Source organism: bacterium, from assembly GCA_028820935.1.
Taxonomy (GTDB): domain Bacteria; phylum Actinomycetota; class Acidimicrobiia; order Spongiisociales; family Spongiisociaceae; genus Spongiisocius.
In genome coordinates this window covers 214,105-227,437 of sequence record JAPPHZ010000009.1, presented here as the reverse complement: position 1 = coordinate 227,437, position 13,333 = coordinate 214,105, and the positions used below count along the sequence as shown (strand labels likewise).

At 68.2% G+C, this 13,333-nt stretch carries 11 protein-coding genes; 4 read left to right on the top strand and 7 right to left on the bottom strand.

Features of this window, described 5'->3' with window-relative positions:
• Nucleotides 1-80: 80 nt before the first annotated feature.
• Nucleotides 81-2,690 (bottom strand): ATP-dependent chaperone ClpB, encoded by a 2,610-nt coding sequence (gene clpB, locus OXM57_01850; GenBank protein ID MDE0351426.1) that lies wholly within the window; start codon nucleotides 2,688-2,690, stop codon nucleotides 81-83.
• Nucleotides 2,691-2,924: 234 nt separating this feature from the next.
• Here clpB and OXM57_01845 point away from each other — a divergent pair, with 234 nt between their 5' ends.
• Together OXM57_01845 and OXM57_01840 are read left to right on the top strand one after the other, a co-directional pair.
• Complete coding sequence (locus OXM57_01845) at nucleotides 2,925-3,659, top strand: alpha/beta hydrolase (GenBank protein ID MDE0351425.1); 735 nt, start codon at nucleotides 2,925-2,927, stop codon at nucleotides 3,657-3,659.
• Complete coding sequence (locus OXM57_01840) at nucleotides 3,656-5,206, top strand: UDP-N-acetylmuramoyl-tripeptide--D-alanyl-D-alanine ligase (protein MDE0351424.1); 1,551 nt, start codon at nucleotides 3,656-3,658, stop codon at nucleotides 5,204-5,206. The genes OXM57_01845 and OXM57_01840 overlap by 4 nt, the downstream gene beginning before the upstream one ends.
• A gap of 473 nt (nucleotides 5,207-5,679) precedes the next feature.
• On the opposite strand, the gene OXM57_01835 is transcribed toward OXM57_01840, so the two are convergent.
• Complete coding sequence (locus OXM57_01835) at nucleotides 5,680-7,209, bottom strand: nicotinate phosphoribosyltransferase (GenBank protein ID MDE0351423.1); 1,530 nt, start codon at nucleotides 7,207-7,209, stop codon at nucleotides 5,680-5,682.
• 34 nt (nucleotides 7,210-7,243) lie between these two features.
• Here OXM57_01835 and OXM57_01830 point away from each other — a divergent pair, with 34 nt between their 5' ends.
• Nucleotides 7,244-7,831, top strand: coding sequence for an isochorismatase family protein (locus OXM57_01830; protein MDE0351422.1), 588 nt, complete (start codon nucleotides 7,244-7,246; stop codon nucleotides 7,829-7,831).
• 110 nt (nucleotides 7,832-7,941) lie between these two features.
• Here the strand turns inward: OXM57_01830 and OXM57_01825 are convergent, their stop codons facing one another.
• From OXM57_01825 to OXM57_01805, 5 genes are all read right to left on the bottom strand, one after another.
• A complete protein-coding gene (locus OXM57_01825; protein ID MDE0351421.1) occupies nucleotides 7,942-8,226 on the bottom strand; it encodes an SDR family oxidoreductase in 285 nt (94 codons plus the stop codon).
• The gene (locus OXM57_01820) at nucleotides 8,223-9,311 is read right to left on the bottom strand and encodes a phosphotriesterase-related protein (GenBank protein ID MDE0351420.1); all 1,089 of its coding nucleotides are present in this window, start codon (nucleotides 9,309-9,311) and stop codon (nucleotides 8,223-8,225) included. Before OXM57_01820 ends, OXM57_01825 begins: the two co-directional genes overlap by 4 nt.
• Nucleotides 9,308-10,333, bottom strand: a complete 1,026-nt coding sequence (locus OXM57_01815) for an alcohol dehydrogenase catalytic domain-containing protein (protein MDE0351419.1) — start codon at nucleotides 10,331-10,333, stop codon at nucleotides 9,308-9,310. The genes OXM57_01820 and OXM57_01815 overlap by 4 nt, the downstream gene beginning before the upstream one ends.
• A 3-nt stretch (nucleotides 10,334-10,336) precedes the next feature.
• Complete coding sequence (locus tag OXM57_01810; protein MDE0351418.1) at nucleotides 10,337-11,458, bottom strand: hypothetical protein; 1,122 nt, start codon at nucleotides 11,456-11,458, stop codon at nucleotides 10,337-10,339.
• Nucleotides 11,459-11,616: 158 nt separating this feature from the next.
• Nucleotides 11,617-11,871 carry a type II toxin-antitoxin system PemK/MazF family toxin gene (locus OXM57_01805; protein MDE0351417.1) on the bottom strand — a complete coding sequence of 85 codons (255 nt, stop codon included), beginning with the start codon at nucleotides 11,869-11,871 and terminating at the stop codon, nucleotides 11,617-11,619.
• On the opposite strand from OXM57_01805, the gene OXM57_01800 reads away from it, so the two are divergent.
• Nucleotides 11,870-13,321, top strand: coding sequence for a hypothetical protein (locus tag OXM57_01800; GenBank protein ID MDE0351416.1), 1,452 nt, complete (start codon nucleotides 11,870-11,872; stop codon nucleotides 13,319-13,321). The two genes, OXM57_01805 and OXM57_01800, sit on opposite strands and share 2 nt — an antisense overlap.
• Nucleotides 13,322-13,333: the final 12 nt, after the last annotated feature.

Genomic DNA, 13,333 nt, shown 5'->3' with positions numbered 1-13,333 from the left:
CGTTTCCATCGCATCGCAATCCGGCTCACGCTAGTGGTAATGCTCCGCGGCCGCGTCTTGGTACGGCGCCGACAGAGGACCTAGACCCGCCCGCCCGAACCGCCGACGGGCGGCGGGTCGTCGACCGACAGGACCAAGCCCTCCCCGTCGACGGTCACCGACACGGTGTCGCCGGGACGGAAGCGTCCCTCCAGCAGGCCAAGGGCGAGCGGGTCGACCAGGGCGGTCTGGAGGAGGCGCTTGAGCGGCCGGGCGCCGTAGGCGGGGTCGTAACCCTCGTCGGCCAACCAGGCGCCCGCCTCGTCGGACAGCTTGACGCTGATGTCCCGGGACTTGATGCGCTCGCCGAGCCGGATGAACTGGAGATCCACGATCTGGCGCAGGTCCTTCTCGGATAGCCGAGAGAACACCACGATGTCGTCGATCCGGTTGAGGAACTCGGGGCGGAAGTGGCCCCGCACCCGTTCCATCACCCGGCTGCGCACCGCCTCCCAGGGCAGGTCCGGCGTGATCAGCTCCGAGCCGAGGTTCGACGTCATGATCAGGACCGCATTGGTGAAGTCCACTGTCCGGCCCTGGCCGTCGGTGAGCCGCCCGTCGTCGAGCACCTGGAGGAGGGCCCCGAACACTTCGGGATGGGCCTTCTCCACCTCGTCCAGCAGGACCACCGAGTAGGGGCGACGCCGGACCGCCTCGGTCAGCTGGCCTCCCTCCTCGTAACCCACGTAGCCGGGCGGCGCGCCCACCAGCCGGCTCACCGAGTGCTTCTCCATGTACTCGGACATGTCGATCCGCACCATGGCACGCTCGTCGTCGAACATGAACGCGGCCAGCGTCTTCGCCAGTTCGGTCTTGCCCACCCCGGACGGACCGAGGAACAGGAAGGAACCGATCGGGCGGTTGGGATCGGCCAGACCGGTGCGGCTCCGGCGGATGGCACCCGCCACCGCCGACACCCCGGCGTCCTGGCCTATCACCCGCCCGTGGAGGTGATCCTCGAGATGGACCAGCTTGGCCATCTCGCTCTCCATGAGGCGCGAGACGGGGATCCCGGTCCAGCGGCTCACCACCGCGGCCACGTCCTCTTCGGTGACCTCCTCGCTGAGCATGGACATGTCGGCCTGCAGAGCGGCGAGGGCCTCCTCGCGGGTTGCCAGCTCCCTGCCCAGGCGCGGGAGTTCCCCGTACTGCAGCTCTGCGGCCCGCTGCAGGTCACCGACCCTGGTGGCCCGGTCGGACTCCATACGGGAATCCTCTATCTGCTGCTTGACCGACCTGATCGCCTCGATCTCGTCCTTCTCGTGCTGCCAGTGGGTGGTCAGACGGTCCAGTTCCTCGGTAATCTCGGCCATCTCCTGTCCGACAGCCTCCATCCGAGCCTTCGAACCCGCGTCGGACTCCTTGCCCAGAGCGCTCGCCTCGATCTCCAGCTGGCGCAGGCGGCGGGTCAGGGTGTCGATCTCCTCGGGCATGGAGTCGATCTCGATGCGGAGCCGGGAGGCGGCTTCGTCCATCAGGTCGATGGCCTTGTCGGGCAGGTGTCGGGAGGTGATGTAGCGGTCGGACAGCACGGCCGCGGCGATCAGGGCGCCGTCGGTGATCCGGACCCCGTGGTGGACCTCGTAGCGTTCCTTCAGACCCCGCAGGATCCCCACCGTCTCGTCGGTGGTGGGAGGCGCCACCATCACCGGCTGGAAGCGCCGTTCCAGGGCGGCGTCCTTCTCCACGTGCTTGCGGTACTCGTCCAGGGTGGTGGCGCCGATCATGCGGAGCTCGCCCCGGGCGAGCAGCGGCTTGAGCATGTTGGAGGCGTCCATCGCACCCTCGGCGGCGCCGGCTCCCACCAGCGTGTGCATCTCGTCGATGAAGGTGATGATCCGGCCCTCGGCAGCCTTGATCTCGTCGAGCGTGGCCTTGAGGCGCTCCTCGAACTCCCCGCGGTACTTGGCGCCCGCCACCATGGCGCCCAGATCGAGCGCCACGATCCGCTTGTTCTTCAGACCCTCGGGGACGTCGCCGTCGAGGATGCGCAGGGCCAGACCCTCGGCGATGGCGGTCTTGCCCACGCCGGGCTCACCGATGAGAACCGGGTTGTTCTTGGTGCGCCGGCTCAGCACCTGGATGATCCGGCGGATCTCGTCGTCGCGGCCGATCACCGGATCGAGCTTGCCCGCTCCGGCGTCGGCAACCAGGTCGCGCCCGTACCGTTCCAGGGCGGCCATCGTGTCCTCGGGGTTGTCGGTGGTGATCCGCCGGGCGCCACGCACCTCCGCCAGCACGTCGGCGATGGCCTGGCGGGTGACGCCGGCATCCCGGAGGAGGCGTCCCGCCCGGGTGTCGGACCCGGCCAGGGCCGCCAGCAGATGCTCGACGGAGGTGTAGCTGTCGCCGGCCTCCGCCATCGCCGTCTGGGCCTCCTCCAGGATGCGGATGGTGGCCCGGGCGAAGCCTGTCTCGGCGCCGCCGTACACCTGCGGGAGGGACTCCACGAGAGCCGCGGCGCCCTGCCGGAGGAGGGCCGGCGCCGCATCGAGGCGGGCCAGCAGGGGAAGGGTGACCGTATCGGGCTGTCCGAGGAGCGCCACGAGCAGATGGGCGGGCTCGACCGCCTGATGATGCCGAGCGGCAGCGTCTTCGCGGGCCGCTGCCAGGGCCGCCTGCGCCTTCTGCGTGAAACGTCGTGCGTCCATCGTTCTTCCGCCTCTCCGGGACCGGATGACCTCCACTAGTTCCAACGTCAGTGGCGCGTGGATTATGCCCAGAAAATCTAAGCGTATATATATCAAGTTCTGCACAGAGGAAGGCTGGGAGTTCGCTGCGAACGTAAGCGACCATGCCGGATGGCTCCCTCGGTAACCTGCCGTGAGAACCCGGTGCGCGTTCCGTGCAGAACGAACCGGGACTCGACCGAGGAGACACCCCCGATGGCCCTGACCAGCCTTGCTGACGGCTTGTTGTTCGGAGAGCGTTACGGATCGGGCCCGATCCGGGTGGTGGCCCTCCATGGCTGGGGTCGGGACCGGCGTGACTTCCGGCGCGTCCTGGAGGGCTTCGATGGGGTGGCGGTCGACCTGCCCGGGTTCGGCGCCACGCCTCCACCGACCGAAGCCACCGGCGCGGCCGGATACGCCCGGATGGTGGCCGCGTGGCTGGAGCAGCTCCCCGCGCCCCAGGTCCTGGTGGGGCACTCCTTCGGGGGCCGGGTGGCGGTGGTGCTGGCGGCGACCCGGCCCGAGTTGGTGGCCGGCATGGTCCTGATCGGGGTGCCCTTGCTCCACCGTATGGATCGCACCGCCCGCCGGCCTTCGGTTGCCTACCGCCTGGTGCGTCTGGCCAACCGGGCCCGCCTGATCAGCGACGAGCGTCTCGAGCGCGAGAAGCGGCGGCGGGGTTCGGCGGACTACCGGGCGGCGACGGGGGTGATGCGTGACACCCTGGTGAGGGTGGTGAACGAGAGCTACGAGGACCGCCTGCCCGAGGTGGCCTGTCCGGTGCGGCTGGTTTGGGGTGCGGCCGATTCGGAGGTTCCGCCGGAGGTGGCGCACCGGGCCGGGGCGCTTCTCCAGGAGGCGGACTTGGAGGTGGTGGAGGGTTGCGGCCATGACCTTCCCCGAGAGGCTCCGGACCGGGTCCGGGCGGCAATCGAGACCCTGATATGAGCTGGACCTCCTGGCTGGTGCCGGTGCTGAGCCTGGCGAGTATCGCCATCGCGGCCATCAAATGGCTCCGGGTGGCCCAGCGGGAGCACTACCTGGCCGGCTCGATCATCTTCATGCGCCGGGTGTGGATCGCCGCCCGGCCCGTGAACGTCCTCGAGGAGGTGATGCTGGCCGGCGCCCTGGCCGGCTATGCCCTGGCACCGGATTCGTTCTGGCCCTTGCTGGGCTGCTTGGGGATGGTGATCTTCCCGATCGGCCTCGGCTACCGCGGCCGGACGTCCCCGCTCAACTGGACCGCCCGGCTCAGGCGCACCGCCATCGTGGGGGCGATCCTCCTCGGCGTGGTAACCGTCCTGCTCGGCCGGATGAGCACCCTCGGGCTCGGCGGGGGATGGCCGGGCGCTCTCTCGATAGCCGCCGTCCTCTCGTGGTATGCCATCCCGGACCTCGTGCTGTGGTTGGCGGCCCCGATCGAGCGGCGCCTCTCGCAGAAGTTCGTGGTCAGGGCGGCCGGCACGCTCGGCCGGGTGGCTCCGGTGGTGGTAGGTATCACCGGAAGCTACGGCAAGACCAGCACCAAGTGGTACGTCCGGGACCTGGTATCCGGGACCAGGCGGGTGGTGGCCAGCCCGGCCAGCTTCAACAATCGCCTTGGCCTCGCCAGGGCGATCAACGAGACCCTGACCGATGACGCCGAGGTGTTCGTGGCGGAGATGGGCGCCTACCAGCCCGGGGAGATCGCCGACACTTGCTCGTGGATCCCCCCGAGTATCGCTGTCCTGACCGCCATAGGACCGGTACACCTGCAACGGTTCAAGTCGGAGGAGCGCATCGTCGAGGCGAAGTCCGAAATCTTCGAGCGGGCCGAGGTGGCGATCATCAACGTCGACCATCCGGCGCTGGCGGAAGTAGCCGGGCGCTTGGGTGAGCGGAAGGTGTGGCGATGCGGAACCTCCGAAGGGGCCACGGACGTGCGGGTCCGCCGGGATGGTGACCTTCTGACGATCGAGGCGAACGGCCGGGCGCTCGGCGAGCCGATCCCGACGGGCCCGTTCCCCGCCAACCTGGCCTGTGCGGTTGCTGTGGCTCTGGAGCTGGGAGTTCCTCCCGGCGCCGTGTCCGACCGAGCACGCCGTCTAGCCCCCACGGACCATCGCCAGACATCCGGTCGGTCGGAGGCCGGGTTCGAGATCATCGACGACACTTTCAACTCCAATCCTGCCGGTGCTGCCCGAGCCCTCGACGTCTTGATGAGCGCGGGCGACCCGACCGGCCGCCGGGCGGTGGTGACTCCGGGAATGGTGGAACTCGGGCCCCGGCAGCATGACGCCAACCTCCGGTTCGCCGCAGCCGCGTCCAAGGTGGTGGATCATCTGGTGATTGTGGGCAGGGCCAACCGTCGAGCACTGCTCCGTGGCGCCCGCGAGGGCCCGGTCGAGGTGGTCCTGGTCGACAACCGGGAGCAGGCAGTGCGTTGGGTTCGGAAGCACCTGGGCCCCGGTGATGCCGTCCTGTATGAGAACGATCTGCCCGATCACTACCCGTGACGAAGTACCCACTCGCAGTGACTCGTCCCGGCTCGCAAATAATTTCGCGTTCTCTCGAAATGGGGTTGACTTGTCACAACTCCGGTATATGTTGATTAGTGCCAAGCACCGACACTGGCCGTTAGCACGAAAGCCGATCGGAACGGTCAGCCGAAGGGAACAGAGATTCATGGAGCGAAGGCCGGTCCGGCCGCAGGCAAGGCATGGCCGGCCATGCTACAAACCGGAACGGTGGTGGTGGGGGCGGGCCCTGGGCCGGAGGCACGACTTTCGCAGCCTTGGTCGGTACGCCATTTGGTCGGGTGCGTCCTGTGAGCTCGCGGGCCGGTCGGATGCATCCGGCTGCGCCGGGGACCTGACCCGGCTACGTTGGTTCGCTGGGACGATGGGGGAGGAACCGGGGCAGGCCTCCGCACAGCTGCGATCTCTCGTAGCTCTGTCTCGACCTGGCTACCAACCGCGGCGGACGAGGGTCACATCTGGAGGCCGGCGATCAGTTCCTGCTTGAGATTGGACAGCTCCGGGCTCAGCGACACGTGGTAGGTGTGGGGGTTGACCAGCCGCCGTACTCCGGGATCCAGACGGGAGAGATCCGCTGACCGCCGTGCTCTGGCCGCTTCGAGATCGCCGACGTCACCGGCAACCCGCCTGCCGGCCTCCAGCACCTTCATGCGGAGCGGTTCCACCTCCGATACCTGGCGGGCGGTCAGGGCCCGGCCCACCTCGGGATGGTTGGGGTGGACCAGGTGGATAGGCCGGGCGCTCGGGTCGAAGCCTTCGAGGGTGATCAGATCGGCGGTGGCCGTTCCTCGATGGTCATAGATCCTCCACAGCCGTTTACGGCCCGGCTCCAGCACCTTGGCGGGCGTCTCGGAGATCTTGATCGCCGCGGTCCACTCGCTGCCCGAGTCCTTGACCGCTACCAGCTTGAACACGCCGTTGGGGCTCGGGCAACCGTCCGAGGTGACCAGGCGGGTACCCACTCCGTAGACGAGCCGGTCCAGCAGGCGTGCAGCATCCATCCGGTAGTGCCCGGCCTCCTCCAGGATCTGGTTGCGTATCTGCCAGATGGTGAGTTCGTCCAGGTCGGAGGAGAGCACGATCGCCACGTCCTCGAAGCCGGCCCCGTCGAGCATGGCCGCAGACCGCACCGCCAGGTAGGCCAGGTCGCCCGAATCGAGCCGGATCCCTACGGGTCGATGGCCCTTTCTCCTCAACTCCTCGAACACGGTGATGGCGTTGGGAAGACCCGACTCAAGGGTGTTGATGGTGTCGACCAGTAGCAGGCAGTCATCCGGGTACAGGTCGGCGTAGGCTCTGAAGGCCTCCAACTCGCTTCCCGATTCGGCGATGAACACCTGGACCAGCGAATGGGCATGGGTGCCGCGCGAGACGAAGCCCAGCCGGTGGGAGGTGGCGAAGTTGGACGACCCGGCGGCGCCGCCGATGAGAGCCGCTCGGGTCGCCGAATCGGCCGCCGGACCGGGCGCCCGTCGCATCCCGAACTCCAGCACCGCAGTCCCTCCGGCCGCCTCCACCGCCCGGGAGGTCTTGGTGGCCACCAGCGTGGCGTAGTTGAGCCGGTTCAGCAGGGGGGTCTCCAGTAGTTGGGCCACGGCCAGCGGCGCCTCGACGGTCACGACCGGCGTCTTGGGATGCACCACCCGGCCTTCGGGAATCGCCCACATCGAGAGGGACGCGAACCCGTCCGATCGGGCCAGCCATTCGATGAAGGGCTCCCCGAAGAGACGCTTCCCGGAACTGGTTCGCACGGTGCGCAGGGCGTCCGCCTCAGCGGGTCCGAACCAGGTGTGCTCCATCCAGTCGACCAGCGGTCCTAGGCCGGCGGTGATGCAGTATCCGGCCTGGTGGTCGCCGTAGTCGGGATAGTGACGGAAGTGGTAGTCGAACTGGGCGGTCCGGTCGGCCAGACCATGGCTGTGGTAGAGCTGAGCCATGGTCAGCTGGTAATGATCGGTGGACAGGATGCCCTCGGTGAGCACGCCGCCACGTTAACCGAGCAGGTACCCTGACGATGTGACCATTTATGCACCGGACACCGCGCTGATCGTGGTGGACGTCCAGAACGACTTCTCCGATCCGGGGGGAAGCCTGTACGTTCCGGGCGGGGACACGGAGGTGGTTCCGGCGGTGAACCACCAGATCTCCCTGGCGTTGGAGGCGGGCGCATCCGTTTTCTACACGCAGGACTGGCACCCGGCGCGCACCCCGCACTTCGCCATCGACGGGGGCATCTGGCCGGTCCACTGCGTGGCCGGGACGGCCGGAGCCGACTTCCACCCCGACCTCCGGATCGAAGGTCCCAGCGTCCACAAGGGCGCCGGCGGGGAGGACGGGTACTCGGGATTCACGATGCGGGATCCGGTGTCGGGCGAGGAGATTCCCACCGCCCTGGCTTCCATGATCAGGGCTGCGGGCTGCGGGCGCGTCGTGGTGGTGGGGCTGGCCCTCGACTATTGCGTGAAGGACACGGCCCTCGACTCGGCCGGGGAAGGGTTCGATACGACCGTGCTCCTCGCCGCCACCGCCGCGGTCAACCTGGACCCCGGTGACGGGGATGCGGCGGTCGAGCATCTACGCGGAGCGGGCGTAACGGTCGGCTGAGCGGCGCCGCGGGTACGTTCCGGTCTGAGTCATCTCGCGACATCGACGACATAAGGCGTGACGCTCGGCGGCGATGGGCCGGGGCGTTCCACGGTCCATGATTGTCAGGGCTAGTACATCACCAGGCCGCCGCTGACGTTGATGGTGGCGCCGTTCACGAAGCTGGCGTGCCGGGAGGCGAGGAACAGCGCCACCGCCGCCACCTCCTCCGGGCGGCCCGTCCGGCCCAAGGGGCACTGGGCGGCCGTGCGTCCGGACATCTCCGGAGGGTTGTCCAGGTGTTGCATCGGGGTGTTGATCTGGCCGGGCGAGATGGTGTTGACCAGGATTCCGTGCGGACCGAACGAGCGGGCCAGGCCCCGGGTCATGGCGACGATCCCGGCCTTACCGATCACGTAGGCCGATCGTTCGTGGTATCCGAGGCCAGGCCGGGAATCTCCAGCAGCCGGGCCGGGTTGGCGACCATCAGGGTTTCCACCTCCGCATCGCCCCAGCCCGCGCTCCGGAGTAGCGGGACGATGTGATCGAGGATATGGGCGTATCCCCAGCCCCCGTAGGCCAGCAGGCGGGTCTTCACCCCGCCCATGTCCTGCGAGACGAACAGCTGGTCGGCGAAGCCTTGCTCGGCCAGGTCGGAAATCCGCGCCACCACGTCGAAGTCGCTGGGCGGGTACTTGCCCAGGCCGATCAGCGAGTGGTCGAAGCCCATCAGATCGAAGCCGAGGTTGGCTCCCCGACCCAGCAGATCAACCAGATAGGGCGGATGGCCGACCGCCGTGTTCATGTGGCCCAGGATCACCCGGCAGGGGTCGACCCCCTCTGCCTCGAGGACGTCGAGCACGTATCCGCCCTCGAAGCCCCACGGGTGGACATGGATACTGATCGGCAGGCCCGTCTCGAGATGGGCCCACGCCGCGGCCCGGACTACACGTTCCTCCTCCGGGTGCACCGGGTTGCCGGTTCCGATCTCGCCGATGATCCCGGGACGGACACCGGTGTCGCCCACGCCGTGGCACCACTCGTCGATCAGTTCGCCGGCTATGGCTTCCGTGGCCCGCTCGGCGGTGCCGGGTGGGTGGCTTCCGGCCAGGTAGTAGCCGCCTCCCATGATCACCTGGACGCCGCTCCGCTCCGCGATCCGCCCCAGGATGCCGGGGTCTCGTGACAGGTGGCTGGGGGTCACGTCCACGATGGTGCGACCGCCCGCGGCACGGAACGGCTCCAACTCGGCCACGACCTGATCGGGATCGGTCTGGTGGTAGTTGTCGGGGAAGCCGCCCGGGTTCCACCGCGCCTCGGCGGCGGTCTCCAGGGTCAGCGGCGCTTCCGATACCGCCGGGTAGCCGTGGATGCGGAGGATCGGCCGGCAGTCCATGTACAGGTGTTCGTGGACGTGGGTGGGACCCAGTTCGGAGACCGGAACCGGTCCCCGAACTGTCATCGCCCGAGCGCGTTCATCCGACCCCGGAATGGCGCTCACCAACCCGATCCGAAGCCGATCACCGAGCGGACCACCCGCCCGGTCCGGAGATCGTCCAGCGCCTCGTTGACCTGATCGAGGGGCCGCCGATTCCCGACCAGGTGGTCGGTGGTGATGGCGCCCTCACGGTGGAGGTCAAGCACCTCCCGGATGTCCTGGGGGGTGAAGCCCCGGGAGCCCGACAGGGCGGCCTCCCTCCAGATCAGGTCCATGGCGTTTACGGGGAAGGGGTCCAGGGTGGCGCCGACCGCGATCACCCGGCAGCCGATGCCGGCAGACGCCACCGCTTGAGCGAAGACCTCGGCCGACCCCACCGTCTGGATGATGATGTCGGGTCCTCCCGGTCCGGCTGCCTCCCGGACCCGCTCGGCGATGTTGGGGCCCGTCCTGATAGCGACCTCGGCCCCCATCCGCAGGCCCAACTCGAGGCTGGTGTCGGAGCGGCTCACCGCGATCACGCGGCAGCCCAGGTAGGCGGCCAGCTGGACGGCGTTGGCCCCGATGCCTCCGATCCCGAACACCACCACCGTCTCGCCGGGCCGGGCGCCGGCCCGCTGAACCAGAGCGTGGTAGGGCGTGGCCACCGCATCGGTGAGCACCGCGACGGCGGCGGGATCGTCACGTTCGCTCACCGGAATGACCGACCGGGCGGGGATGACCACCCGCTCGGCAAAGGCGCCGTTGAACTCCACGCCCATGCGGCGCACGCCCAGGCACATGTTGACCCGGCCGGACCGACATATGCGGCACGTCCCGCAGTAGTCGATGTAGTAGAGAGCCACCGGCTGGCCCGTGCCAACCGCATCGACTCCGGGCCCCAGGGACGACACCACTCCGGCCGCCTCGTGCCCGGGGATGACCGGCAGGGTTGAATCGAAGCCGCCCTTCTGAAGGAACAGGTCGCTCCCGCAGACGCCGCACGCCCGGATGTCGACCACGACCTGTCCGGGCCCCGGGACCGGATCGGGTATCTCGGTCAGTTCGAGCGGCCCACCGTATTCCCTGAGGACCGCGGCGCGCACCGGCTATCCCGTGCCGGGTAGTCCCAGCGAGCCGGCGTCCGGCATGGGAGGAGCATCGAAGTTCGACGAGCCGAAGACATCCGGCTTCTTGCGTCCCACCCTGGTGTAGTACTCCTCGGGGACCTGGGTGGGATCCTTGAACATCTCCCACTGGCACTTCTGCCGCACATCGGGGTCGGGATCGGTGTCCGGGTAGATGGGCGGGTCCACGGTACGGACCGGGTAGCCGAACCGGTCCATCGGCATCTCCTCCATCAGGATGATGCAGTGGGCGCAGTAGAGGCAGACGCCCTTCTGGTAATGATTCCAGGAGGCCTCCTCCTGGCTAACGCCCCAGTTGTACGGGGGCTCCATCCGGGCCGGGGTCCCCTCAATCCAGTCTCCCCGGATGGTGCGCTGGCCGGATGCGCAGGGGTCGAACCGCAGGATGAAGCGATCGTCGGTCTCGATCAGCTCGAAGTCACCGGTGCGTTCCGGCCCTACCAGGTGGCCTCGCATGGACTCGCACGCCACGTTCATCAGCGTCTCGAGGGCTTCGTCCCAGGGGTGCTTATCGATGTCGAACTTCTCGTAGCGCCAGGCGAACAGGGGCTCCAGCACGACCTTGTACATATCCACGATGCCCTGCCCGCCGAAACGCTCCTGTATCTCCGACATGAGGCCGTAGGTGTGATCGACGTCCCGGTCGTGGGTCTGCCGCCACGTTTCCTTCATGGAGTCGAGAGCGGCAAGCGCTTGATCGGGCTCGGCCCGGAAGAGGTGGGAGAGCAGCTTTCTCTGCTCCCGCTTGAAACGGTCCCAGTGGCGGTGGGCGTTCCAGGACGAGCCGTCCGGGAGGGTGATCTTGGTGACGATGTCGGCGTTGATGGCGGCCACTTCTTCAGGAGACACGCCGTTCTTCTGCAGGAAGTTGCTCAGGTCGTTGATCCACTGGCGGTAGAGGATGAAGCAGACGCTGGCCTCGTCGATGAAGTAGTCGGCCAGATCTGCGGCATGGTCCCAGCGCTCCTCGGCCACAGCCTCCCGGATCTTCCGGTAGGTGGAGATCTTCTGGTCTTCCCAACTGCCGAGGCGGATCCTTCTGCCGACCGCCTCAGAGAACTCGATACGGGTCTCGGTCGTCATGCTTGCCTCCTTGCAGTATGGCCTTGGGGATCCGTCGGTCCCGTGGCCGCGTGGAATCGACGCTATCGGCAGTCTAGGAGGGTACTGAAAAACGTCCCGTTGGCCCGAAACGAAACCCGCAGGTAGAAGCATCGCGGGCCAACCGATCCCCGCCTTTTTCAGCACCCTCCTACGGCTGTGGCCAAAGCGGTGCAGACCTGGCGCATCCGCTCGCCGCTGAGCCGACCGAGACGGGATACCGAGACGTTGAAAGTCGAATCCAGCTGCACGACGCTCGGGAGCGGCACCGGGTCATCGTCTGGTTCGAGTACGACCTCGGTGGCGAGGTTGCGGGTCACCGTACTGCAAGGCGCCCCGATCACGCGTTCCGGCACGACGGTCGAGGGTAGGGGTCGGTCACGGATGCCTTCCATGCCCTACCCTGTCCGCCATGCCATGGAGGACACCATGAGAGCCAGGGTCTCGGGTGCGGTGATGCTTCCGTACTGGGAGTTCTGGGAGTCCAGTGCCGGGGGGGCATCCTTCCGCTCCGAACGGCGGGGCCTGCTTGACGAAGTGGTCGAGCGGTTGCAGGGGGCGGGCGTCGATGTGGTGTGGTCGGGCATGGTCGACTCGCCGGAGGCGGGGACCACGGCAGCGGAAGAGATCGGGGCTGCCGGCGCGCAGGTGCTCGTGGTGGCGCAGTCGATGGCAGTCCCTCCCACGTACGCCATGGCGGCGCTGGATCGGTTGGGCGACCTGCCGGTGGTGGTGTGGGCGGTGCAGCAGAACCGGAGGCTCCGGGCGGGGTTCGACCAGTCGGATATCACCACGATGGGCGCGACGGTGGGCACGCCCATGCTGACCAACCTGCTGGTCCGATCGGGAAGGCCGTTCGAGCTGGTGGTGGGCGGGATACGCGACGAGCCGGCCGTCGAGAAGCTGGCGAGAACGGCAGGCGCGGCTGCGGTGGCCCGCTCATTGGCATCGGCGCGGATCGCCCGGGTGGGTCGTCCCATCGACGGATACGACTGCGTTGATATCGATGATGAGGTCCTGAGGGCCGCCACCGGCATCGAGCTCATCCCCGTCGATCCGGCCGAGATCCGGACTCTCTACCTGGGAGTTTCCGATGTGTCGGGACTGGAGGCCGAGCTGGCGAGCACGTACGAGGACGCGACGGAAGACCGGGAGGGCAGGACGCGCTCTCTGCGGCTGGCGGCGGCGGTGGAGGAACTGGATAGGGCCCGCAACTTCGATGCCGGGGCCATGAACTGCCACGTGGCGGAGATCAGGTTCGGCGAGGAGCCGGGGGTCACCCCCTGCTTCGGCATCGGCCGGGAGACGACGAGGGGCGTGCCGTGGGCCTGCGCCGGCGACGTGCTCACCGCGGTGGCAATGCTGGTCGCCAAGCGGCTGGGTGGCGCGGCCCTGTACCACGAGATCGAGGCGATCGACTTCGAGACAGGCGAGGCGGCCATCGCCAACTCAGGGGAGCACGATCTCGGCTGGTGCGGTGACGGCACCCGTCCCCGGCTGCAGCCGAACCCGTGGTTCCGGTCGGACCCTATGACAGGCCTCAGCGCCTGGTTCGAGTTGCCGCCCGGCCCGGCCACCCTGGTGGGGTTCACCCCCCACCACGACGAGCCGAGCGGCTTCCGGCTCATCGCCGCCGAGGGAGAGATCACCGGCAGGTCGTTCCCGGACAGCCCCACGGTGGGAGGCGCTTTCCGCTTCGCGGGCGGGCAGCCGGTGGGCGAGGCATGGCGTCGCTGGGCGCTGGCCGGCGCCAACCATCACAGCGCGGCCGCCCCGGGATCCCTGGCTGCTGAGGTAGGTGTCGTCGCCCGCTTCCTCGGGATCGGCTTCACCCGGGTGTCCTGATCATTCATCTCG

Coding starts and splice junctions, on each gene's coding strand:
- clpB (MDE0351426.1), bottom strand. CDS start 2,690: ATGGACGCACGACGTTTCACGCAGAAGGCGCAGGCGGCCCTGGCAGCG.
- OXM57_01845 (MDE0351425.1), top strand. CDS start 2,925: ATGGCCCTGACCAGCCTTGCTGACGGCTTGTTGTTCGGAGAGCGTTAC.
- OXM57_01840 (MDE0351424.1), top strand. CDS start 3,656: ATGAGCTGGACCTCCTGGCTGGTGCCGGTGCTGAGCCTGGCGAGTATC.
- OXM57_01810 (MDE0351418.1), bottom strand. CDS start 11,458: ATGACGACCGAGACCCGTATCGAGTTCTCTGAGGCGGTCGGCAGAAGG.
- OXM57_01800 (MDE0351416.1), top strand. CDS start 11,870: ATGCCCTACCCTGTCCGCCATGCCATGGAGGACACCATGAGAGCCAGG.
- OXM57_01805 (MDE0351417.1), bottom strand. CDS start 11,871: ATGGAAGGCATCCGTGACCGACCCCTACCCTCGACCGTCGTGCCGGAA.